This is a genomic window from Photobacterium sp. SKA34, from assembly GCF_000153325.1.
In the GTDB taxonomy this organism is placed as follows: domain Bacteria; phylum Pseudomonadota; class Gammaproteobacteria; order Enterobacterales; family Vibrionaceae; genus Photobacterium.
The window spans coordinates 89923-112906 of record NZ_CH724144.1 but is presented as its reverse complement, the minus strand read 5'-3'; the positions used below and the strand labels follow the sequence as shown (position 1 = coordinate 112906).

20 protein-coding genes are annotated in these 22984 nt (G+C 40.1%); 5 read left to right on the top strand and 15 right to left on the bottom strand.

What is annotated here, in order from left to right; genetic code table 11:
• Position 1: 1 nt before the first annotated feature.
• The gene (locus tag SKA34_RS16790; RefSeq protein WP_006646713.1) at positions 2-280 is read right to left on the bottom strand and encodes a helix-turn-helix domain-containing protein; all 279 of its coding nucleotides are present in this window, start codon (positions 278-280) and stop codon (positions 2-4) included.
• Positions 281-520: 240 nt separating this feature from the next.
• Between SKA34_RS16790 and SKA34_RS16785 the strand changes: the two genes are divergently transcribed.
• The 3 genes from SKA34_RS16785 to SKA34_RS16775 all read left to right on the top strand — a co-directional run bounded on the left by SKA34_RS16785 (position 521) and on the right by SKA34_RS16775 (position 2375).
• Positions 521-874, top strand: a complete 354-nt coding sequence (locus SKA34_RS16785; RefSeq protein ID WP_039860761.1) for an ArsC family reductase — start codon at positions 521-523, stop codon at positions 872-874.
• Positions 875-887: 13 nt separating this feature from the next.
• Positions 888-2018: a succinyl-diaminopimelate desuccinylase gene (gene dapE / locus SKA34_RS16780; RefSeq protein ID WP_006646711.1), complete on the top strand. Its 1131-nt coding sequence runs from the start codon at positions 888-890 to the stop codon at positions 2016-2018.
• A 162-nt stretch (positions 2019-2180) separates the two neighbouring features.
• Positions 2181-2375, top strand: a complete 195-nt coding sequence (locus tag SKA34_RS16775; RefSeq protein ID WP_006646710.1) for a DUF2897 family protein — start codon at positions 2181-2183, stop codon at positions 2373-2375.
• Between the two features lie 81 nt (positions 2376-2456).
• On the opposite strand, the gene SKA34_RS16770 is transcribed toward SKA34_RS16775, so the two are convergent.
• From SKA34_RS16770 to SKA34_RS16745, 6 genes are all read right to left on the bottom strand, one after another.
• A complete protein-coding gene (locus SKA34_RS16770; protein ID WP_006646709.1) occupies positions 2457-3698 on the bottom strand; it encodes a glutamate-5-semialdehyde dehydrogenase in 1242 nt (413 codons plus the stop codon).
• Positions 3699-3781: 83 nt separating this feature from the next.
• Positions 3782-4936: a glutamate 5-kinase gene (gene proB, locus SKA34_RS16765; RefSeq protein WP_006646708.1), complete on the bottom strand. Its 1155-nt coding sequence runs from the start codon at positions 4934-4936 to the stop codon at positions 3782-3784.
• Between the two features lie 255 nt (positions 4937-5191).
• A complete protein-coding gene (gene crl / locus SKA34_RS16760; RefSeq protein WP_039860760.1) occupies positions 5192-5596 on the bottom strand; it encodes a sigma factor-binding protein Crl in 405 nt (134 codons plus the stop codon).
• A 269-nt stretch (positions 5597-5865) separates the two neighbouring features.
• A complete protein-coding gene (gene frsA, locus SKA34_RS16755) occupies positions 5866-7128 on the bottom strand; it encodes an esterase FrsA (protein ID WP_006646706.1) in 1263 nt (420 codons plus the stop codon).
• A 165-nt stretch (positions 7129-7293) separates the two neighbouring features.
• Positions 7294-7752 (bottom strand): xanthine phosphoribosyltransferase, encoded by a 459-nt coding sequence (gene gpt / locus SKA34_RS16750; RefSeq protein WP_006646705.1) that lies wholly within the window; start codon positions 7750-7752, stop codon positions 7294-7296.
• A 69-nt stretch (positions 7753-7821) separates the two neighbouring features.
• Entirely contained in the window at positions 7822-9111 is a 1290-nt protein-coding gene (locus tag SKA34_RS16745; RefSeq protein ID WP_006646704.1) for an NCS2 family permease, read from the bottom strand.
• Positions 9112-10204: 1093 nt separating this feature from the next.
• On the opposite strand from SKA34_RS16745, the gene SKA34_RS16740 reads away from it, so the two are divergent.
• Complete coding sequence (locus tag SKA34_RS16740; RefSeq protein WP_006646703.1) at positions 10205-11665, top strand: aminoacyl-histidine dipeptidase; 1461 nt, start codon at positions 10205-10207, stop codon at positions 11663-11665.
• A gap of 90 nt (positions 11666-11755) precedes the next feature.
• Here SKA34_RS16740 and dinB (SKA34_RS16735) read toward each other — a convergent pair whose 3' ends face one another.
• The 6 genes from dinB (SKA34_RS16735) to SKA34_RS16705 all read right to left on the bottom strand — a co-directional run bounded on the left by dinB (SKA34_RS16735) (position 11756) and on the right by SKA34_RS16705 (position 18830).
• Positions 11756-12757 carry a DNA polymerase IV gene (gene dinB / locus SKA34_RS16735; RefSeq protein ID WP_006646702.1) on the bottom strand — a complete coding sequence of 334 codons (1002 nt, stop codon included), beginning with the start codon at positions 12755-12757 and terminating at the stop codon, positions 11756-11758.
• Positions 12758-12938: 181 nt separating this feature from the next.
• On the bottom strand, positions 12939-13994 hold the full coding sequence (dinB, locus tag SKA34_RS16730) for a DNA polymerase IV (protein WP_006646701.1): 1056 nt from the start codon (positions 13992-13994) through the stop codon (positions 12939-12941).
• A gap of 30 nt (positions 13995-14024) precedes the next feature.
• A protein-coding gene (locus SKA34_RS16725; RefSeq protein WP_086004126.1) for an IS3 family transposase occupies positions 14025-15202 on the bottom strand; the annotation gives its coding sequence in 2 pieces (ribosomal slippage) (positions 14025-14944 and positions 14944-15202; 1179 coding nt in all).
• A gap of 67 nt (positions 15203-15269) precedes the next feature.
• Positions 15270-16859 carry a type I restriction-modification system subunit M gene (locus SKA34_RS16715; RefSeq protein ID WP_006646699.1) on the bottom strand — a complete coding sequence of 530 codons (1590 nt, stop codon included), beginning with the start codon at positions 16857-16859 and terminating at the stop codon, positions 15270-15272.
• A gap of 82 nt (positions 16860-16941) precedes the next feature.
• Positions 16942-18324 carry a DEAD/DEAH box helicase gene (locus tag SKA34_RS16710; RefSeq protein WP_006646698.1) on the bottom strand — a complete coding sequence of 461 codons (1383 nt, stop codon included), beginning with the start codon at positions 18322-18324 and terminating at the stop codon, positions 16942-16944.
• Positions 18318-18830 carry a hypothetical protein gene (locus SKA34_RS16705; RefSeq protein WP_050764808.1) on the bottom strand — a complete coding sequence of 171 codons (513 nt, stop codon included), beginning with the start codon at positions 18828-18830 and terminating at the stop codon, positions 18318-18320. Before SKA34_RS16705 ends, SKA34_RS16710 begins: the two co-directional genes overlap by 7 nt.
• Before the next feature lie 113 nt (positions 18831-18943).
• Between SKA34_RS16705 and SKA34_RS16700 the strand changes: the two genes are divergently transcribed.
• Positions 18944-19264 (top strand): helix-turn-helix domain-containing protein, encoded by a 321-nt coding sequence (locus SKA34_RS16700; protein WP_006646696.1) that lies wholly within the window; start codon positions 18944-18946, stop codon positions 19262-19264.
• A 398-nt stretch (positions 19265-19662) separates the two neighbouring features.
• On the opposite strand, the gene SKA34_RS16695 is transcribed toward SKA34_RS16700, so the two are convergent.
• Together SKA34_RS16695 and SKA34_RS16690 are read right to left on the bottom strand one after the other, a co-directional pair.
• Complete coding sequence (locus SKA34_RS16695) at positions 19663-20202, bottom strand: hypothetical protein (RefSeq protein ID WP_006646695.1); 540 nt, start codon at positions 20200-20202, stop codon at positions 19663-19665.
• Complete coding sequence (locus SKA34_RS16690) at positions 20195-22972, bottom strand: hypothetical protein (protein ID WP_006646694.1); 2778 nt, start codon at positions 22970-22972, stop codon at positions 20195-20197. The genes SKA34_RS16695 and SKA34_RS16690 overlap by 8 nt, the downstream gene beginning before the upstream one ends.
• Positions 22973-22984: the final 12 nt, after the last annotated feature.

The window sequence follows — 22984 nt, the reverse complement described above, 5'->3', positions numbered from 1 at the left end:
TTTAGGATAACGCCGCTAGTAAGTTGGGTTCCTTTTCTTTGACCCATTCCAAATCAAATGGCCCCCAATCACTCATCGTATAATAACCATCATTATGACGGCGACCATCTTGAACAAAAGCCAGCTCAATACCAATGCTAGGTAGCGCTTTTAATACATCTTGAATAGTGCGACGTGGCCAGCCTGTTTGCTCAACCAAACGAGGGACATTAGGTCTCTCTGTATGTTCAACTAACAATGCTAAATAAAGTCGACGGGCAAAAACCGGATTCAGTTCCATTAAGGCCTCCATAAAATACTTCACATATTATTAAGCAGTGGAGAAAATTTATGTTGAGTTTGATCAAGCCAGCTTTATCTTTACTTCTATTAAATAGGAAAATAAAAAAGTATTATTGTTTTTGTTAACAATACCGTCTTCAATCTCTTACAATCACCTCACAAACAACAACACTTGCGGTCATTGTGTAATCTCGTTATAAAAGACTTTCCATTAAAATATAATTAAGTCAGATCTTTTATGAGTACTACAGCCTACGGCATCAAAAACTGCGACACTATCAAGAAAATGAAAAAGTGGTTAGAAGCAGAAAATATCGAATACACTTTCCATGATTACCGTGTTGATGGCTTAGATCGCGCTCAACTCGAAACGTTTGAAACAGTACTAGGCTGGGAAGCCATGCTTAATAAACGTGGAACGACTTACCGTCAACTGACTGATGAGCAAAAAAATAGCTTAAATCGTGACAATGCCTTAGCCCTAATGTTAGAGCAACCAGCAATGATCAAGCGTCCGCTATTAGTACACAATAATGCGTACTACCTAGGTTTCAAACCTGCTCAATACCAAGAAATTTTCCATCAACAATAACAAGGATACAAGGATGTCTGATAGCCCAGTTATTGCGCTTGCTAAAGATTTAATGAGTCGCCCATCTGTTACACCTGAAGATGCAGGCTGCCAAGATGTAATGATCGCTCGTCTTGAGCAATTAGGCTTTATTATCGAAACCATGGTATTTGAAGATACCACCAACCTTTGGGCTCGCCGTGGTACTCAAGCTCCACTGTTTGTTTTCGCCGGTCACACCGATGTGGTGCCTTCAGGTCCCTTAGAGCAATGGCATACTCCACCGTTTGAGCCCACGATTATCGATGGCTACCTTCACGGCCGTGGTGCCGCTGATATGAAAGGCTCTCTAGCATGTATGATTGTTGCCATTGAGCGTTTCATCGCAGAAAACCCTGATCACAAAGGCTCAATTGCCCTGCTCATTACCTCTGATGAAGAAGGGCCATTTATCAATGGTACTACGCGTGTTATTGATACCCTTGAAGCCCGTAATGAAAAAATCGATATGTGTATTGTTGGTGAGCCTTCAAGTACTCATCATGTCGGAGACGTTGTAAAAAACGGACGCCGTGGCTCAATTACGGGTGATTTAACCGTAAAAGGTATTCAAGGGCACGTTGCCTATCCACATCTTGCCAATAACCCCATTCATAAAGCCTTACCAGCCCTCGCTGAACTTGCTGCTACCACATGGGACAACGGCAATGCGTATTTCCCACCGACCAGTTTTCAGATCCCAAATGTTGCTGCAGGCACAGGCGCATCGAATGTGATCCCAGGGGAATTTGAAGTGCAATTTAACTTCCGCTTTAGTACGGAATTAACAGATGCAGAAATAAAGCGTCGTGTACATTCAGTATTAGATGCCCATGGTTTAGATTACGACTTAAAATGGACATTAAGCGGTCATCCATTCCTTACCGATAAAGGCACGCTAGTAAAAGCTGTTGTTGGCGCGATTGAAGAAGTAAACCACCAGCAACCTGAACTTCTTACTACCGGTGGTACATCTGATGGTCGATTTATCGCTCGTACGGGTGCGCAAGTGGTTGAATTAGGTCCTGTTAACGCCACAATTCACAAAGTGAATGAGTGTGTAAAAGTCGCTGATCTTGAAAAGCTAACCGACATGTACCAAAAAGTATTAGAAAAAGCACTGTAATTACAAACGCATTCAATACTCAAAGCAGCTAACGTATTTTTACCTAAGAAGTGGAATATGTGGCTGCTTTTTTATTGCCATTAATGACTAATATATGAGCTAAGTATTCGATAAAAGTGTTATCCTAAAAATACTCTTTATCACTAAATTAGTGAGGCTAATATGGAATGGCTTTTTAACCCTTGGGTGATCTCTTTTATTATTGTTGCCGTCATAGCTAGCAACATTGCAGCACTAAAATATACCGCTTATATGAAAATTGGGATGCAGAAAAAACACAAACTGTTTGACGACAAACACCCACTCAGTAAGCAAGAAGATCTTGTATCTCAAGATAAAGAAGACAATAAAGAATAAAACAAAAGTAAAAATTACAGACATAAAAAAGCTGCCAACTAGTTATTTCTAGCTGGCAGCTTTTTACATTTTATTTAACGATTAAGCACGGCTTAAGTAATCAGCAACACCAACCCACTTATAACTCGTTAGCTCTTCTAAGCCCATAGGGCCACGAGCATGCAGTTTTTGAGTAGATACAGCGACTTCAGCACCCAAACCAAATTGTGCACCGTCAGTAAAACGTGTAGACGCATTCACATAAACCGCCGCAGAGCCTGCCGCATTAACAAAACGTTCTGCCGACTGCAGGTTATTCGTTAATATCGAATCTGAATGACTCGCATTGTGTTTACGCATATGGAAAATAGCTTCATCCACATCGTTTACCACTTTAATACCCAATGTGTAGCTTAACCATTCGGTATCAAAGTCACCTTCAGTGATCTTACGCAATGAGGAAGCTTTACCTTCCAATAAGTTATACGCATGTTCATCGGCCACAAACGTAACTTTAGCTTTATTCATACGCTCAACTAAACGCGATAAAAAGGCTTCTGCTACTTTCTCATTTACCAATAAGGTATCTAACGCGTTACAGGCTGATGGGCGCTGTACCTTGGCATTTTCAACCACATCTAAAGAGCGCGTAAGATCGGCACTTTCATCAACATAAATATGGCTAATACCAAAACCACCGATGATCACAGGGATCGTGCTATTTTCTTTACACATTTTATGTAAACCTGCACCACCACGAGGAATGATCATATCGACGAATTGATCAAGCTTGAGCAATTGTGAAACAAGTTCGCGATCGGGTTGTTCAATGTACTGTACAGAAGCGGCTGGAAGCCCTGCTTTTTCCAATGCCACTTGAATCACTTTTACCAGTGCCATATTAGAATGGAATGTCTCACGACCACCACGAAGAATGCTAGCGTTACCTGTTTTTAGGCATAGTGCAGCAATATCAATCGTAACATTCGGGCGCGCTTCATAAATTACACCAACAACACCTAATGGAACGCGACGACGGCTTAAACGCATGCCATTTTCAAGTACGCGGCTATCAAGCTCTGCACCAACAGGATCATTAAGATTAATCACATTGCGCACATCATTTGCGATACCCGCTAAACGTGATTCATTTAGTAATAGGCGATCGACTAATGCATCGGACATACCTGATTCAAGCGCGGCATCAATATCTTGTTTGTTCGCCGCTAAGATAATGTCTTTATTACTTTCTAATTCATCAGCAATAATCGCTAAGGCATTATTTTTAACCGCAGTTGACGTTGTTGCTAACTCGAAAGCAGCTTGTTGTCCCGCTTGTCCCATTAATTCAAGATTCACAATAATTCCTCTATTAATCCTTGTCGAGATGCCAATACTTATCTGTATTTATACATACATGTCGTTTTTTAAATAACTACCATATCATCACGATGGATAGCCACATGACCATATTCGTACCCCAACACAAGGTGAATTTCTTGACTATGCTTTCCTGCAATTTTTGCCATATCTACACTCGAGTAGCGGCAAATACCACGTGCTAATAGGGTATTTTGTTTATCAAAGATACGCACAACTTCACCGCGTTCAAAATCACCTTTTACCATGGTGATCCCTTTTGCAAGTAAACTACTCCCACGTTGTTGCACTGCAATGACAGCACCATCGTCAATAACAATGTCACCTGCAGGAGGAGGCCCAGCTAAAATCCAACGCTTACGGCTTTCTAATGGTGATTCCAGTGGTAAGAAACGCGTACCGACAGATTTACCTTCCGCTAAATCAATGATTACATCAGGACGACGACCAGCAGCAATGATCACTTCGATACCAGCTCGACGAGCCACATCAGCTGCCTGTAGTTTTGTAGCCATACCGCCAGTACCTAAACCACCAACAGTACCACCTGCTAATTTACGCAGTGTTTCATCAATTGTATGTACTTCGCGGATAAGCTCTGCGTCAGGATTATTACGTGGATCGGCAGTAAATAAACCAGTCTGATCGGTCATCAGTAATAATTTATCTGCGCCGCCTAAAATACCGACAAGTGCGGATAAGTTATCGTTATCACCCACTTTAATTTCTGTTGTCGCTACCGCATCATTTTCATTTACAACAGGAACAATGCCGTTATCCAGTAAGGCGACTAACATATCACGCGCATTTAAATAACGTTCACGATCGTGTAAATCTGCACGCGTTAATAGCATTTGACCAATATTGATCCCATAGATACCAAATAAGCTTTCCCACTCTTGAATTAATCGACCTTGACCAACAGCTGCCAGTAATTGCTTACTCGCCATTGTTTTGGGCAGTTCGGGGTAACCTAAATGCTCACGTCCTGCTGCAATTGCACCAGATGTGACAATAATAATTTTATGTCCTTGACGACGAAGCATCGCACATTGACGAACAAGCTCAACCATGTGGGCGCGATCTAGCTTCAGCGTCCCGCCAGTGAGAACACTGGTGCCCAACTTAACAACAATTGTTTGTGATGCAGCAGATGCTGCAAGGTCTTGCTCTCGAGCATTAGTATTTTTGGTATCTGCCATGGGGATCAAACAAAATAGAAAGAAATAATATGTACTTTGTTTTATCAATACTGCTAATAAAGCACAAGAGAAAAACAGTGGCTAAATAGATATAAGTTCGCAAATATTTAGTTAACCAACTGAAACGCTTACAAATCACACAAATTTATCCTTAAGCCTCTAAATTCGGTTACCTCAGACAACAATATGTAAAAAAAAGACACAAAAAAACCCATCACTTCATTGGATGGGTTTTATAAATTTAGAGCAAATTATTTATGCTAGCTCAGTAAGCGGTGTTTGCGTTAGTTCTGAAGATGAAGATAAGGTTAGCTGGCAGTCATCAACAATAAATGGTGTCAATTTACCGTGAAAGTCTGATAACGTTTTCATCACAGCATCTTTATGCTTAGCGGGTAACTTTCCGTTATTCCACTCACCATTTAAATCAAAACGGCCAAAATCATAGCAATATTCATAACCATTATCAGTTGCAGTTAAAATTAACCACCAGCCCCAAAATTCACGTTGTTCTGGCTCTTTATCAGCATTAACACAACTGGCTAAACAATCAAAAAAGAACTGACCTTCTTTTGATTTTTTCTCTCGTAAGTAAGGACCAAGCGCAGTTAATTTTGTCATTAAACGCCCATGAGGCGGAAAAAGAGTTGTCGAAGTCATTGCAAATCCATCCATAGTCAACTGCAGTGATGAGTATGCGAATACTCAAAATAATATACTTCTAATAACGTTTTTTAATCATGTTGTTTATGTGCAACATGATAGCTATCAGTATTTATATATTATGGTTGAATATGGATAAAATGCCAATGAAGATATGACATTTTATTAACAATATCATAGCAGTATAAAATAAAAAGCAAGAGCCTTACGGTATTCCGTCAAGGTTTTGTCTCTACTTAACCACCAGAGCCAAATAATTGTCTATTTTATTCCCCTAACTGCTCATTTAACCATTCAACGACAGTCGTTAATGAACGATGGTAGCCATCATGAATAGGCTTTTCTGGTAACGTTATCGCTTTACCACCATAACTGGATAATGCAATTAACTGATTATCACTTTCAGGGCATACAGGATCATTTTTTAAACTTATCCCCAGCATTGGCATATCAATACGACGACGACCTAAAATCCCTTGGTGCTTTAACGACCATGCAGGAAGATGAGAAATGATGCTGGTTTCCGATTGACCATTTTTTCCCATTCGAGATGCTAAAACATCAAGATACATCCGAGGGATCTGCTCAATAAGCTTAGGCTGAGTCAACACGCTATGAATCGCGCCACCCAAGCTAATACAGGTTTTTAAACGCGTTGGCTCCATAAAGCCTAAACGAATGGCTGCATTACCGCCCATTCGTAACCCTAGCATTGCAACTTTATGGTGATCAACCCAAGGTACATCACGTATCTGCTGTAATAACGCTTGATGAAGTCGACTAGTATCTTCAGTTAAGTTCCAACGATCACAATGCCCCACGGATGGCATATCCAGTGTCACCATTGCATAACCTGCTGGCCCTAAATAATCTTCATATAAACGCCACAAATCGCATTGTAATGTATCTAAACCACCGCTAACGATTACAGTGGGTAATAGTTTATCGGTACGAGGCAAATGAATGAAAGCTTCGAAGTTTTTTCCCTCATACTTCACATTAATCGTTCGCATATCATGCGGGCGTAATTCTATCGCTTCACGATAACTTTGATTGGCTTGCAACTCTGCTTGATCAGCCAATTGATCGCCTTTGATATAGGGATACGCCGCAATACTGTAATGAGTGCTCGCTTTTAATAACAATTCAGAAGCTTTAAGCTTCTCGCCATCATTTATTAGAAGACGAGCTTGCTTCTGATAGTCTGCGCCCAACTGCGACCATTCGTATGTCCAGTTGCCTGGCTTATAACCAATCACCGTATCAAGTAAATGTTCACTTGTACGTGGGGATTTCGCACTCGCAATACGAGCAAGTACCGCTTCAAGCTCTATCGGATCGACACCCTGCCAAATCCATTGCGGACGGCGTAAAACACGGTACCAACCAGTTTCACTTTCGCCATCAAGTGCATTATTCACTTTTCCACTTCGCACATGGGCAATTTTAACTAAATTCGAGGTTTCTTTTGACGTCGGTCTCGGGGCAAATAGCTTTTCTGATAAATTCTCAGGGGATGGCTCTGACACAGCACTCTCCAACGTAGGCGTGATAATTGTTAAGATGATATACCCAAAACGGGTTGAAGGTGTCGATTTAACGCAAAAAAAAGACGCCTTTATGGCGTCTTTAAAAACAATCTTAGTTTACAGTAGCGAATAACACTACTCTATACTGTGAGAGATTAAGCTACTTTATTTTTTAGCGATTGGATCGACAAAAGTAACTGCCATATCCCATGGTTGTTCAATCCACGTATCTTGTGGAATATCAACAACATAATCATCAACTAAATGGTGCCCCGCAGGCTTTGCGCATACTGTTACAAATTTACCACGTGGGTACATTTCACGAATTTTTTCAGCAGTACCGCCAGTGTCGACTAAATCATCAACAATAATAAAGCCTTCACCATCACCTTCTGCTTTCTTGATCACACGCATATCACGCTGATGATCATGATCGTAGCTTGAGATACATACAGTATCTACATGACGAATACCCAGTTCACGTGCCAAAATAGCAGCAGGAACAAGACCGCCACGGCTAACAGCAATAATACCTGTCCACTGGTCAGCTGGTAGCAGCTTTTCAGCTAGCTGACGGGTATAAGTTTGCATGTTATCCCAAGTGATGATGAATTTATTACTCATAGATAAAGAACCTCTGGATCAACGATGTAAAATCGCCATAAATAAATAAAGCTTTATAAAATCTAAAACTTAAAGGAAAATTATTTTTGCAAGGAACAATGCTGAAATAACCCAAACACTGATATTTACATCACGTCCCTTACCACTCATAGCTTTAACCGCAGCATAAGTGATAAAACCTAGGCCGATACCTTCTGCAATAGAATAAGTTAAAGGCATCAACAAACAAACCACAACAACCGGTGCAGCTTCAGTTAGATCACGCCAATCAATTGCCACTAACCCCGACATCATCAAAATCGCGACGTAAAATAATGCACCTGCTGTTGCGTAAGCAGGTACCATGCCGGCTAATGGAGCAAAAAATAGAGCGAGTAAGAATAATACACCAACCGTTACCGCTGTAAGACCTGTACGACCTCCGACTGCGACACCGGACACACTCTCGACAAAAGAAGTGGTATTCGATGTCCCCAATAAGGCACCAACAGAGGTTGCAGTACTATCTGCAAGTAACGCGCGATTTAAGCGTGGCAACTTACCATCTTCACCAATTAAGTTTGCTTTTGTAGCAACACCGACAAGCGTACCTGCGGTATCGAATAAATCGACAAATAAGAAGGCAAACACAATTGAAATCAGGCCGACTTCCATTGCACCCGAAAAATCTAATTGCATAAAGGTTGGTGCAATGCTTGGTGGCATTGACATAACGCCACCATAAGTCACTTCACCAAATGCAATACTCAATCCAGTAACAACTAAGATTGCAATCAATACTGCGGCTTTAAAACCACGATGAACAAGCGCTATTGTTAAAAAGAAACCGAGTGCCGCCATCATAACAGGAAAACTGGTTAGATCTCCTACTTGTACTAACGTAGCAGGATTATCCACTACAATACCTGAGCTCTGCAATGCAATGAAAGCAAGAAATAAACCAATACCTGCAGAAATCCCGGTTCGCAGCGCCAACGGTATGGAATTAATGATCCATTCCCGTACTTTTAATAAACTTAATACAATAAAGCACAAGCCTGATAAGAAAACAGCGGCTAATGCGACTTGCCATGTATACCCCATACCTAGCACAACGGTATAAGTAAAGAAGGCATTCAAACCCATACCTGGTGCTTGTGCGACAGGATAGTTGGCAAAAAATCCCATCACAAAACAGCCGATCATAGCTGCTAAACAGGTCGCAACAAATACTGCACCTTTATCCATTCCCGTATTGGCTAGCATAGTAGGGTTTACAAAAATGATGTAAGCCATGGTCAGGAATGTCGTTAAGCCAGCAAGCAACTCCGTTCGCACGTTCGTGCCGTGTTCCTTTAGTTTAAATAACTTCTCAAGCATGTTTCTCAGTTCCTTGGAGATTGACACGTTAGTAGTAAGCAAAAGAAAACGTTTGCGTCTTAAATTCGAGCGCGATTATAAACATCAGATCTATCAATTTCCAGAAAATATCGAGTAAATGAACAAAACTAAGACGAATAAATTTAATTTTTTTTTTGATTTTTAAGAACAGATAATTAGCAACATAAAATCAAGGTATTAGCAAAAACATGCCAAATTAACATATTTCATCTATTTATTATTTATGAGAACTACAGCAATAAAACGTTTCTAAAGATCAGGTCGCGATTTGTGACTAATTCGTTGTGACGATTTAAAGATAAAAAAACGCCGCTTCAAAACGAAGCGGCGGCGAATGTTGCAAATAATCGATCACGATTATTTAGTATTCTCAAGTTAGGGGGTGAACAAGCTGTTCAGTTAACTAGTCAGCAACTAGATAACAAAATTCTTAGTAACCAAAGTAGTTAGGGTAAGTAAAGTTACCTGTATATACAGAGCGGTTATTCCAAAAGTGTGTAATTGAATCAAAAATTTTCATTTTAAATCACCTTATAAATAAGTAATCCAAATTAACCACATAAATATTTATGCGCTTAATCCTTGGAGGGGGAAAGACCATCGTGGTCGCACTTATCTCGGTTCCATGGAGGCGATATCTCGGGCTCATCCTGAACGTGTACAGTGTTTTCTCATACCTTTATGAGACTGTAGAAATCATAACCATTCCGTAATTAACTTTCAAGCATTTTCTTTAAGCTCGTCACATTTTTTATAAAAAAACATTGTTAAACCACTTTCGATGTAATTCATTTTCACTTTAGCTCGAATGGACGTTTCTTTCTGATCAAAAAAATAAAGATAAGAATTATTAGTGCAACATTAAGATCAAAATATAAAAGCACAGCACAGTTAATACTTATTTATTATCGTATTCGTGGTTTAAGATTTTACTTTTTCCTCTACCTCCACCGAAGCCTGAATGATATGCTAAAAAAAATGCGATAGAGTAAATCGCTACTTATACATATCATTTGGCGGCTAATAGCCTGACAAATGCCACTGGACCAATATTCTATAAAGGTAGGCTTCTGTGTCTGAAATCAGTCAACTATCACCTAAAGCTGTATGGCAATTTTTCGATCAAATCTGTTCTATTCCTCACCCTTCTAAACATGAAGAACAATTAGCACAATTCATCATTGAGTTTGCTAAAAAAGAAGGCTTAGATGTTCGCCGTGATGAAACAGGTAACGTGATCATTAAAAAACCTGCAACAGCAGGCATGGAAAACCGTAAAGGTGTGGTACTTCAAGCACACATCGATATGGTTCCACAGAAAAATGAAGAAACCGTACACGACTTCACAAAAGATCCTATCCAGCCGTACATCGACGGTGAGTGGGTAACGGCAAAAGGTACAACATTAGGTGCTGATAATGGTATGGGTATGGCAAGCTGTCTTGCGGTACTGGCAGCTAAAGATATCGAACATGGCCCATTAGAAGTACTACTTACTATTGATGAAGAAGCTGGCATGACAGGTGCTTTTGGTCTTAAAGAAGGTTGGTTAGAAGGTGACATCCTACTAAACACTGACTCAGAGCAAGAGGGCGAAGTCTACATGGGTTGTGCTGGCGGTGTAGATGGTGCAATCACACTTGATATTAAGCGTGAAGCAACACCTGCTTCTCACCACGCAATTAAACTGGTACTAAAGGGCTTAAAAGGCGGTCACTCTGGTTGTGATATTCATACCGGTCGTGGTAACGCAAACAAATTACTGGCTCGCTTTTTAGTCGGTCACGCAGACGATCTTGGGTTACGTATTAACAACTTCACAGGTGGTAGCCTACGTAACGCAATTCCACGAGAAGCGTCTGCGATTGTTACCCTGCCAGCTGAAAATGTTGATCAACTAAATACATTATTCGCTCATTACCAAGTACTACTAAGTGCTGAGCTTGGTCATGTTGAAACAGACATCAACTTATTTACTGAATCAGTTGAACTACCAGCAGATATGATGGTAATGGCAGATCAAGCACGTCTAATCAATCTACTAAACGTCTGCCCTAACGGTGTTATCCGTATGAGCGATGACATTGAAGGCGTTGTTGAAACATCTCTAAATATGGGTGTTATCACGACTGAAAACGATAAAGTTATCGTACTTTGCTTAGTACGTTCTTTAACTGACTCTGGTCGTAGCTATGTAGAAAGCATGCTGCAATCATTAGCAACATTAGCAGGCGCACAATGTGAGTTTTCTGGTACATATCCAGGTTGGAAACCAGACGCCGATTCTGAAATCATGCACGTATTCCGTGACATGTACCAAGAGGTGTACGGTAATAAGCCTAATATCATGGTAATCCACGCAGGTCTTGAGTGCGGCTTATTTAAAGAACCGTACCCAGAAATGGACATGGTATCATTTGGTCCTACTATCAAGTTCCCGCACTCTCCTGATGAGAAAGTGAAAATTGATACGGTTCAAATGTTCTGGGATCAAATGATTGCAGTACTTAAAAATATTCCTGTTAAAAAATAAACTGACAGAATAACAAAAACGGGCTTGACGTTATCTCACGTTAAGCCCGTTTATATATTCAAAGTACCAACAGAATAGTTTCAGTTTCATTTAATCAAAACCAAAAGAAAGCTGTTGTGCTTTTAAACCAACTTCTAACCCAACACTTAAGCCAATTAAACGAATCTCACGATTATGTTGTCGGGTCATCGCTTCTTTTAACAAATCGATAAATTGCGCTTTATCTAATTTAGGGTAAATATGCTCAACCGTGGTTTGTTGAAAATCTGCAAATTTTAACTTTATACCTTGCTTGGCAATATCTAACTCAGGCCGTACTTTACGTAATCGTTGCTCAAGCTCTGGATATAACTGATCAACCACTTGCCAGCACTGGTCGAAACTTGAAATATTTTGACTAAAAGTACGCTCTACCCCAACAGACTTTCGTTGTCGTTCAACAATCACTTCCCGCTCGTCAATACCGTGTGCTCGAGACCATAATGATTGTCCAAATTTACCAAATTGTTGTAGCAGTATATGACGGTCATAATTTTGTACATCACGACCTACATACAGGCCTTTCTCATGGAGTTTTTGGATAGTTACCTTTCCTACCCCTGGTATTTTTTCTAGTTTGAGTTCCGCAACAAAGCTATCTACATCTTCAGGTGTTACCACATATTGACCATTAGGCTTATTCAGATCTGAAGCTACTTTGGCAATAAACTTCACTGGGGCCACACCCGCAGAAGCGGTGAGCTGTAATTCACTTTCAATTGCACGACGAATATCTTGAGCAATTAGCGTGGCAGAGCCATAAAAGATTTCGCAATCTGAGACATCTAAATACGCTTCATCTAATGATAACGGTTCAATTTTATCGGTATAGCGTTCAAAGATAGCGCGTATTTGCTGGGAAACCTCACGATATACCTGCATTCTTCCCGGTACTAAGGTTAAATGTGGGCATAATTTTAAAGCATGAGCCGTTGGCATTGCGGAATGAATACCATATTTACGCGCAAGGTAATTACAAGTACTCACCACCCCACGGGCAGAGCGACCACTGATCGCTATAGGGACATCGCGCAAAGCTGGATCGTCTCTCATCTCGACGGCAGCAGAAAGGAACTGTCTGGTGAGAAAAGTATATTTTTATAAGTGAGTGATTAAGAGTATTTATTTTACATGGATTTATACTATATAAATCACTTACAAAATCCCCATACAAAAAAATCTTGGTTACTTTCATCGAAAATTAGTATTTTTGACAAAAATCCACTTACAAAAATCACAATGGGAGTTGTAACTGATCAGTCGTTTTTTTTGGTTCTATACCAACATTTAAACCAATCAATCTAATACTTCTTCCCCTGCTTCGAGTATATGCTTCTTCACATAGCAGTTTAAAAAACTGCATATCCATCTTATCGAATTTATGCTCTACGGTTGTTTGTTGAAAATCGTTAAATTTTAACTTCACGCCCAGTTTGTTAATTAATTTATCGGCCAGCGCTTTTTCTAACCTTTTTTCTAATTCGACAAACAAAGGTTCTATCGACAATATACACTGCTCCAAGCTGTGAATATCATTTAGGTAAGTTCGCTCTACTCCCACAGACTTCCGAACTCTCTCAACTATAACAGGTCTATCATCTATACCATGACACCTATCCCATAGCGTATTCCCAAATTTACCGAAGTGCGAAATTAGAGCATTTCGATTAGAGGTTTTGATATCCCTACCCTTATAAAAGCCCAAGGTATTTAATTTCTCTAATGTAACCTTACCAACACCGTTTATTTTGCCTAAATCTAAATCATCGATAAAAGACTGGACTTCATCAGGAGTGACAACACAAATTCCATTGGGTTTATTCATATCAGATGCAACTTTAGAAACAAATTTAAGAGGTGAAACTCCAGCAGAAGCGGTGAGTTGTAATTCTGCCGCAATAGAACGACGAATATCTTGTGCAATTAAAGTGGCAGATCCTTGGAATAAGGTTGAATCAGTGACATCCAAATAAGCTTCATCTAGTGAAAGAGGTTCAATAATATCGGTATAACGTCTAAATATTTCATGGATTTGCTTAGACACAGACCGATATTTCTCCATATTTCCAGAGACTACCGTTAAATTTGGACAAAGTTGCAAAGCCTTCGCTGTTGGCATGGCAGAGCGTACACCAAAAGATCTTGCTTCATAGCTACAAGTCGATAGAACACCGCGACCATTTTTACCACCTACTGCTAAGGGAATCCCACGTAAAGAGGGATTGTCTCTTGCTTCCACTGAAGCATAGTAACTATCAAGATCTATATGGATTATCTTTTTCATAACCATCAGTTTAAATGAGGAGTTTCTTTGTAGTGGTCAACTAAAATTGGCCACGGTTTTAGAGTTTTCCCAATATAATCGTTCTGATTCGTTGGGAGTTAGGCCGCCATTATATTGATGCGGCCTGAGTTGACAGTAATACCCGATAATGTAGCGGATGATCTCTTGTTGAGCTTCAGCAAAACTACGATAACCCACTGTTGGCACCCATTCGGTCTTTAAGCTTCTAAATAAACGCTCCATTGGTGCATTATCCCAGCAATTTCCTCGGCGAGATAAACTCTGTTTTATCTTAAAACGCCACAGTAATTGACGGTACTTTCGACTTGTATAGTGGCTACCTTGATCGCTGTGGAACATGACGCCTTTCGGCTTACCACGCGACTCATAAGCCATTGAAAGAGCTTTGCCTGTCAGACTGGAATCAGGTGATAAAGACATCGACCAACCAATCACTTTGCGGGCAAAAAGATCAATAACAACGGCTAAATACATCCAGCGATTTCCTGTCCAAATATACGTAACATCACCAACCCAAACTTCATTTGGGGCGGTAACAGCAAACTGTCGGCCCAAGTGATTTGGAACCTCAACATGTTCTTGAGAAGCCTTTCTGTATCGATGCTTTGGCTGTTGGCAACTGACTAAACCAAGCTCTCTCATGAGTTTTGTTGCTCGGTATCGGCTCAGTTTTAAACCCTGATTTGTGACTATATCTGCAATAGTCCTCGCTCCCGCAGAGGCGTTGCTTGCTGCGTGGGCCTCACTAACTAAGCTGCGAAGTTTGACTGTTTCCGCCCTAATCGCTGTTGGACGCTTTAGCCAATAGTTATAACTACTTCGATGAACATTGAAGACTTCGCATAATGTTTTTACGCTATAGCTCTGCTTGAGTTTCTTGATCATCAAGAATTGTTCAGTGAGTCCGACATCAACAGAGCCGTGGCTTTTTTTAATATTTCATTATGCTCTTCAAGACGAGCTAACTTCTTTTTTAATTCCCGAATTTCTATTTGCTCAGGGGTCATAGGCGAAGCTTTTGGCGTTTTGCCTTGTCGTTCTTGTTTAAGCTGACGAACCCATTTATCCATCGTGGATTTACCCACATTCATGGCTTGGGCGGCTTCTGCCACTGAGTAATTTTGATCAATCACTAACTGTGAAGCCTCGAGCTTGAATTCTGCGCTGAATAGTCGTCTTGTACGATTTGTCATAGTGTCACCTGTTAACGTATGAAGTGATGATATCACCTCTAACTAAGTGACCAAATTCACTATGCCACTACATCCCAAATGTTTTAGATATTACAAGCGTATTGTCTAAATCTTGTTTATCCGAATCTGTTCTATAACGAAAAGAATGGAGAGTGTATGGAAGCAATAAACAAGCTTCGTACTCCTGTAACTGTTCCTTAAGCCCTCGCAAGTAAACAGATTGAGGTGAAGCATCAACGTATCGAGATATATTGAGGTTGTAATCTTGTTCTGCAATATCTGATATAGAAGCTAAATGGGAAAATTGATCTATGTTCTCCCTCTTTGAAACTGCGTTAAGGATTCTCTGTAAATCTTCCTCACGAAGATAGTTGGCGTTTTTGCCTTTCTCAAAATGCTGACTCGCATCAATAAAAAGTACGTTATCGTCTACTTTTCTACTTTTCTTGAAAACCAGAATGCACACGGGAACACCCGTCCCAAGAACGATATTGGAAGGCAAACCAATCACCATATCCAGATAGTTCTTATCCTTTATTAAGAACTTACGAATATGACCTTCTGCTAGAGATCTAAATAATACGCCATGGGGCACAACCACAGCCATTGTACCGGTATCACTGAGCTGGTAGAGCATATGTTGGATAAATGCGTAGTCTGCTTTAGTTTTGGGTGCGAGTTTTCCAGATTCTGCAAACCGTGGATCCGACATATAGAGAGGAGTTGGCGACCAGTGCATCGAAAATGGAGGGTTTGCAACAATGGCATCAAAACGGAGGTTTAAGTGCTGTGGAGCGTGTAAAGTATCAGCATTTTTGATGTCAAAGCCATCATAATCAAGCCCATGCATAATCATATTCATACGAGCTAAATTATATGTATTAGGATTTTGCTCTTGTCCGTAACATTTGACATCTAGATTGCGGGATTCTCTAGCAGCCTGGAGTAGTAATGAGCCGGAACCACAAGTAGGGTCATAAACAGACTCAATATCTTCATTTCCTAAAGTAACCAGCTTTGCTAACAGCTTTGATAATATTTGAGGTGTATAGAATTCACCTGCTTTTTTACCTGCACCGCTAGCAAACATACCAATTAGATATTCGTAAGCATCACCAAGAATATCAATTTCACTGTTTTCTAAATGGAAGTCGATGTTATCTAGGTGCTCAAGTACTTTAGCAATCAGTTTGTTACGAGCATCTGGCGTTTTGCCTAACTTGTTTGATGTTAAGTCGAGCTCATCAAATAGGCCGTCAAAGTCATCGGCACTATCTGCGCCCATAGTGCTTTGTTCGATATCATTAAGAACATCACGCACATCATCAAGAATGAACTTACCGTTAGCACCAGCTTCAGCAAGTACATGAAACAACTCTGATGGTTTAAAAAAATAGCCTAATACATTTCTTGCTTCTTCTTTAATCGCTTCTAAATACTCTTGACCATCCTCGCTCTTCTCATCAATTTGAGCGAATCGAATTCCATCATCTAAAAGCAATTCATCAGCATAACGAATCAATTTATCTGACAGATATTTGTAGAATAGCAGACCAAGAATATAGTTGCGAAAGTCATCACCTTGCATTTGACCACGCAGATGAGTGGCAATTTGCCATAATTGTAGGTTTAATTCTTTTTGATACTGTTCAACCATGAGAACTCAGTTACATATATTCAAGTTTATAGCATTGTAACTGAAATAAAGAGTTAACTAGAGTGCAGAGATCATTTTTAATCTACGAAGTGGCGAGAAAGGCTGAGATTACGCGCTGCTTAAAAGCTCCCAATCTAAGCTCATCGTATGTACTAAGGTAGCCCGTTGAATTGAACTCGGTGTTGATAGCACCACTCCAACTTAGCTTTGAGTTCACTTCGCCACGCTCTTCTAAGACACCATTACTTGTTAGATGAGTTCGCTGAGATTCTGGCTCAAACTCTAGCAGGCTATCTATTTTCGCAAACAGGCAAGAATCAGGAATATCTTGCTCAATCCGCTCCGAAAACTCTATCAGGCTTTGCTCTGCAAATGTGAATAACCAAGCCTGTTGGTTCGAGGCATGATTCACTCGAAGAATCCGCCCTAATACTTGCCTAAAGTAGAGCTCTGTCTTAACCGAACTCATATGGCAGCAAACTTGAAGTCGAGGTATATCAGTACCTTCGCTGATCATTCCAACGCTAACAATCCACTGAGCATCGTTTTGACGATAACGTTCTATTTCAGCTAACGGATCTTCATGGCGATAAGTAACGATTGATACAGATTGAGAGTACTTTTCAGAAAGTATCTTTTGGATTGTTTGAGCGTGTTGAACAGATGAGGCAACAACTAACCCACCTGCATTGGATGATTGAGTTCGAATTTCCGCAAGCTTCTTACAACCGAGCCCAAGTAAATACTCCATCGCTTCTTGGTTATGTATAACACTTTGGTATGAAGTTTTTGTTTGCTTAAGCATTTCTAGAATTGAAGAAAACGATTCAACTTTTTCATCGCTGGTCACTGAAAGATGCTCGTTATCAACCAGTACCAACTTTGGAGAACGGCAAACCTTATCGAAAATTGCTTGTTTTAAGGTATATTGATAATCAACGAGGATTTGACCTTGAGGGTCACTATATTCAGACATAACTATTGGTAAAGAGTCTGAACGCCATGGAGTACCTGACATAGCAAGTGTGTAAGTCGCAAGCCCTTGAATCTTCGTTAGTACTTGTTGCCCCCAAACATTCGCATTTTCAAGTTCAGATCCTGAGCAATGGTGAATTTCATCAAATACAACAAATACTCGATGGTTACGTAACGCCTTCCAAAAATCCTGATTAAGAAATTGAATAGATTGGTATGTTAGCGACTGCCCAATAGAACCTAGACCGCCATTAAATGTACAATTTAGAATCTGAGAAAAGGTTTTTTTGATTCCATCAGAGACAGTTAAAGACGGAGAGAAACACAAAACAAGATCGATCATGTCTTCGTTAAGTAATCTTGATGCAACGGTAGCAGCGAGCACCGTTTTCCCAGATCCTGGAGTTGCTTGACAAAAAAAATGTTGCTTGTTTTCTTTATATTTTTGCAACGCTTGTTCAGAACATTCCGTTTGCCATTTTCTTAACACGATTGTTTTCCTTCGTAGAGCATTTTAAGCACTTTCGTTAATCCATTAACTTTTCCTAGTAGATATGCAGAACGCTCTTTTGCCTCATCTAGAAGTGTTTTTAATTTAGGTTCCAACTCAGGAAAGCGAACATTGAGTGACTGATATTCTTCAATCTCACCAAGAACAATTTCCAGCTCTCCTTTATATTGATTACATTCATTAACTAACAGTGAATAGTCATGTTTCGAAGGCATTTCAACATCTACATTTCCTATTTTTTTCTCAACATTAAGAGCCTTAAAGGAGTCAGTCTGAAAGTATCGTTTTTGGCGACCACTACCCTCACTTCTCAGCCACCCTTGCTTTAAAAATCTTAAGATTTGTCGGTAAACTTTTTTTCTCGCTTCATCTGAATCAATGTTAGAACTATTTAACAAAACATATTCATCCCTCAATTCAATTACTGAAAAGCCATCTAATGTTCTTTCAACCAATAACTTGTGCATCTCTGCACTGATTTTTATAGAACGTCTCATCTATCACTGATTCCAACAAAAACTAAGGATTGCTTAGTATACAGAAATCGGTAAAACTAAGAAAATCTTAGTTAACCAGAGCTAAAAAGTATGAATTATAAATGTCGAACGACAACCCTATTCCAGTGCGGCTCAAAGAGATCCGTAAAAAAACAAAGATCTCCCAAAAAGAATTGGGAATTCGTATCGGTATCGATGAAAGTTCGGCAAGTGCGAGAATGAATCAGTACGAGAAAGGAAAGCATACGCCGGATATCAGCACATTAAAAAAGATGGCTGACGAGCTTGGCGTACCTTTAAACTATTTTTTTTGTGAGGATGAGAGTTCAGCTGAGCTAACTATTGCGATCTCAAAATTATCTATAAAACAAAGAAAGCTACTACTTAAATTAATTGCTGATATATCAAATGAGGAAACATAGTGCATTGATGTAATCTCCACATCATCCATCTTAGATACCAGCAACTCCACTCTCGCATCTTTTCTAAATGTGTTTTTTAATCTTTTTATCAGCACATAGTTGGTAGTTGCATTGGGCTAAGGATATTTAGAAGATATCCCTCTCATTTTTCTTTATATTTAGCGAGAACTCTTGGGCAAGATATAATGAGTAGGTTGTGTGTTTCTCTTCTCACAACCAAGCCTCGTTTCCAGAACCATTATCAAATCAAATATCTATGGAGAAATGAGGCTCACCCTGTATTTTATAATGATTTATAAGATGACTCTCATTTACGCATTTAAACCGCATAATATCTCTACAAGTCTAACGATATATCAATTGTATTCTCGACATTGCCTTTGCGATATCAACTAATACTAAAAAAAACCTAATTTCACCTTTAGATCTATAGGCATATTTTTTATTGCCAAATCCAACGTTTCTTTCGTACTTCTTGAAACAACATTGTTGTATTTTTTTTCCAGTTCTTGGTGACTCGAGATTATCACTTCCTTTTTCTTTACTCGTATCCCTGTTTTTTTTCTTTGCACTTGTTTTTTTTGCTCAATTTCATGCAGATCTAAAAGTGCTTTATTTACCTCATCAAAGTAACGTTCAATCTCTTTACTAAAAGACGAAGTATTAAAAATAGATTGAGCAGACAAACCAACGATTCTAGCCACGTTGGATTTTTTGATTTGGTAAAACTTCTTTGTTTTAGCGGTTGCGACTTTACCGAAGCTTTTGATCGCTTCTTGGACTGCTGCCTCTAAATCCAAGATGGCATGGTAAGCCTTGTAAGTGGTGTGCTCAGGCTCATCAACCACCCATGATGGTTTCTCAGTAGAGGGGCTTTGGCTATCGTCTAATGAATCTAGAAATTCATCCGACATCATTTCATCTAATTCATTAGCCATATAATTTTGCCTCCTCTTGTATTTTATGTTCTATCTCGTTTATCGCGTCATTAATCGCCGATAAAATCTTATCAACATTGGCCGCGTTCATGTCATTGCGTAGCTCACTGATGCGCTTCCAGCTTGATTTTAGGGTCGGTAAATGTGCCTCTAATAAAAAGCCAAAGGCATGTTCTTGATGTGCTTCTTTCACCATCGGCTGAATCAGTTGCCATATCCCTTTGATATTGCCTTCGGTGATTAATGCATAGGCACAGTTGAGGCAAAATTCAGGTTTGGCATCTTGTGGATTTAAAACGCCCATCTGAGCACATTTGGCTCGGCGTTCCGCCCCATCACGAGGTATACAGGTGGCAAATGGGTTCACTTGAATATCAATGATACGCCCTTTCATTGCCTCTCTGTGGGCGCGCTCCTCACTTTCATTTCTCACTTTCGTCGCACTGGTCGCCTTTTTCACAAACCGCGCCATTCCACCTAGATACGTTTCTCCAATGTGCTCAGCTTCTGTAATAAGCAAATCGACTATCGAGTTTAGATAGCGCTGTTTGGCTGAGGTCATTAACCCTCTGGCATCTTTGTCTCTCAAATACGCCATGAAGAATGAACCATCGAGGTGGGCAAATTGATGGCGAATGACCGCCCCCACATCGCCTTGGTAGCGTGTTAACACCGATTCAGCCCATATATGACGAAATGCATGGGGGGAGGGATAACGCACTCCCTCTAGTATCTCTGAGCTTATATCTCCCATTGTTTTTATATCGTTGAGTTCTACTGAGCCACTTTTCAACAACTCTCTTGTCGCGTCTGACAAATACGTGTCGATTATCGCTTGGTGCGCGGTATTATCAACGCAACCATTTGTGATGTATTGCGCAAGTGATTCTTTGAATTTTTTCTGGGCAATAGGACTATTAAAATTTAACTGTGATAGGCGCAACCAGTCTTTTTTGACCTCTTTGGCACAAGCCAGTAAATGCTTATAACGTGCGCTCCCCACTGTGTATTGAGCAGATAATGCGGTTTGTTTTTCCTGCTCTGAAACTGTTAATTGTTGAGGGGCTTTTTCCATGACCTCCTCTAGCGCAATCACATCATTAAATGGCTGATAGCTCTCAACAAAGCCCTGCCAATTGGCTTTGACTCTCGTATTAATATAACAATCAGAGTGGTGGATCTTGTCTTTTTTCGTTCTGTCACTTATTGGATAAAGGCAGGGTTCATCACTTAACGGTTTAAAGACTTCATGCAGTTGCGCCGCGACTTGATAACACTGTGAGGTGATTTCTCGATTTATTTTTGTTGAACCGCCCGTTTTCGGAACACGCCATTTGAGCATAAATCGAAAGGGGACATGAGCATTGTCTAAAATGTCGAGGTTCGGCTCTGGCTGTATCGCACTCAACGGAAAGCCAAATTCTGATTGTCGATAGCCCGTCCACGCAACCACTAAATTTGTCATCGCGTGAAATGGCTTTTCTATTACGGTTTTAAAACTTTGATACGGTTTATCATTTGTAAGTGATTGTTGGTTTTTTGCCCAGTTTTGAATATCGACTCGAAATTGAGCCTTATTCAGCCTTGCTTTATTGAGAAACGATTGCATTTTGGCATACACATCGTCTACCGATAGCTCATTAAGTAGCGCGCTGTCTAAAAAGGTTTTCTCCAGCGACAATAAATACCCTTGCCATACTTGATGCGGTGTTTTATGCCCTTTCAAACCTAAATATTTTTTTAGCATCAGCACTCGAATCAATTCCATCGCATCACTGCGAGATGACAAACCAAGTTCTATAACCAGCGCTTCAATGTGCTGGTCTTTTAGTGCTGTCACAGCCTCAAAACGCTGCACATATTGGTTAAACAGCGCCTCTTCCGTCTCTGCTTTGAGCACATTATGATTAATGCCTTTAGTATGAATATTAGGCTTGTCATCATCGCCACCGAATAGCGAAGACAGCATGACGTTGAAAAGCCGAGTCTTTTGTTTATCATTAAAACTTGCTATGTCATATTTATCAATGATGCCCTCTAACGCTTTTTTACACACAGAAGCATTAAGAAAGTCCCGCTGATAGACCCCATTTAAGTAATCTACATAGTATTGTCCAAGCTCTAAGCCTAAAAAATTAAAACTCCCCCCTTTTTTATACTCAGCCCGAGTGGTGCTGAGCAGTGATTGACACACGCTATCTAAGCTGCTCTCAATACGCTTTGTCGTCAGTGTTGAATCAATCACACCCACGACACCTAACCCCTTTAATGCATTACGTATTTTAACTAAAGGTGCATGTTTTATCGCAGAATATGAAGGGGGGGAGATACGATTGACGAACCCATATTGAGCCACCGAGCGTCCCAAGAACGATATCCAAAATGATGTCAGTACTTCTAAATCAAGGATGGCGATATTGCTTTCTTTCAAAAACGCCATGAGGTGGCGCATCATCTGATAAGTCACGATAGCACTGTCTAAACGGGTTGGCGTTAATTGAGACAGACACGCTAACTGGGCAAACGTTTTACTGCTCAACGCATATTCATGCCCGTCTTTGCAATATGTTGCAACTAATTCGAGTTTAAAAGCCGGTAAATCAAAACACGTAAAATCAAGGGGGTTTATAGAGCCTTTTTTGTTACGGAAAAACCATGTATCGGAATACACATCCCCTTTTTCAGCGAGGAAAAAGGGGTTTGCCAATAATTTTAAGTTTTGATCATGCCAAAAATCATTTATTGGACTGTTAAATACCTTTAGTGCCATCAGTTCCTCCCG

Coding starts and splice junctions, on each gene's coding strand:
- SKA34_RS16690 (WP_006646694.1), bottom strand. CDS start 22,972: ATGGCACTAAAGGTATTTAACAGTCCAATAAATGATTTTTGGCATGAT.
- dapE (WP_006646711.1), top strand. CDS start 888: ATGTCTGATAGCCCAGTTATTGCGCTTGCTAAAGATTTAATGAGTCGC.
- SKA34_RS16745 (WP_006646704.1), bottom strand. CDS start 9,111: ATGCTTGAGAAGTTATTTAAACTAAAGGAACACGGCACGAACGTGCGA.
- SKA34_RS16775 (WP_006646710.1), top strand. CDS start 2,181: ATGGAATGGCTTTTTAACCCTTGGGTGATCTCTTTTATTATTGTTGCC.
- proB (WP_006646708.1), bottom strand. CDS start 4,936: ATGGCAGATACCAAAAATACTAATGCTCGAGAGCAAGACCTTGCAGCA.
- SKA34_RS16790 (WP_006646713.1), bottom strand. CDS start 280: ATGGAACTGAATCCGGTTTTTGCCCGTCGACTTTATTTAGCATTGTTA.
- SKA34_RS16700 (WP_006646696.1), top strand. CDS start 18,944: ATGTCGAACGACAACCCTATTCCAGTGCGGCTCAAAGAGATCCGTAAA.
- dinB (WP_006646702.1), bottom strand. CDS start 12,757: ATGAGAGACGATCCAGCTTTGCGCGATGTCCCTATAGCGATCAGTGGT.
- dinB (WP_006646701.1), bottom strand. CDS start 13,994: ATGGTTATGAAAAAGATAATCCATATAGATCTTGATAGTTACTATGCT.
- SKA34_RS16785 (WP_039860761.1), top strand. CDS start 521: ATGAGTACTACAGCCTACGGCATCAAAAACTGCGACACTATCAAGAAA.
- crl (WP_039860760.1), bottom strand. CDS start 5,596: ATGACTTCGACAACTCTTTTTCCGCCTCATGGGCGTTTAATGACAAAA.
- gpt (WP_006646705.1), bottom strand. CDS start 7,752: ATGAGTAATAAATTCATCATCACTTGGGATAACATGCAAACTTATACC.
- SKA34_RS16715 (WP_006646699.1), bottom strand. CDS start 16,859: ATGGTTGAACAGTATCAAAAAGAATTAAACCTACAATTATGGCAAATT.
- SKA34_RS16695 (WP_006646695.1), bottom strand. CDS start 20,202: ATGGCTAATGAATTAGATGAAATGATGTCGGATGAATTTCTAGATTCA.
- SKA34_RS16770 (WP_006646709.1), bottom strand. CDS start 3,698: ATGGGACAAGCGGGACAACAAGCTGCTTTCGAGTTAGCAACAACGTCA.